The sequence below is a fragment of the Pseudomonas sp. SIMBA_041 genome, assembly GCF_046535095.1.
Lineage (GTDB): Bacteria > Pseudomonadota > Gammaproteobacteria > Pseudomonadales > Pseudomonadaceae > Aquipseudomonas > Aquipseudomonas mucoides.
Window position 1 is genome coordinate 1 of the sequence record NZ_JAWRXJ010000637.1, and the last position, 252, is coordinate 252.

At 67.5% G+C, this 252-nt stretch carries 1 protein-coding gene; it reads right to left on the bottom strand.

Annotated elements, in window-relative coordinates:
* The coding region (locus SB725_RS32660; protein WP_410923632.1) for an FAD-dependent monooxygenase at window positions 1-252 on the bottom strand (252 nt) is incomplete at both ends.

Consider the following 252-nt stretch of genomic DNA (forward strand, 5'->3'; position numbering starts at 1 on the left):
CGGTGGTCGCCACCACGCGCCAAGCGAACTCCATGCGTTCGGTGGCGTAGGTTTCCATCAGGCGCTCGGCACTCTTGCCGCTCAGTACCGCTGCCAGTTTCCAGGCCAGGTTGATGGCGTCGCCGATCCCGGTGTTCATGCCCTGGCCGCCGGCCGGGCTGTGCACGTGGGCGGCGTCCCCGAGGAGGAACACCCGGCCGGTGCGAAACTGCTCGGCCACCCGGTGATGCACCTTGTAGGTGGAGAACCAGT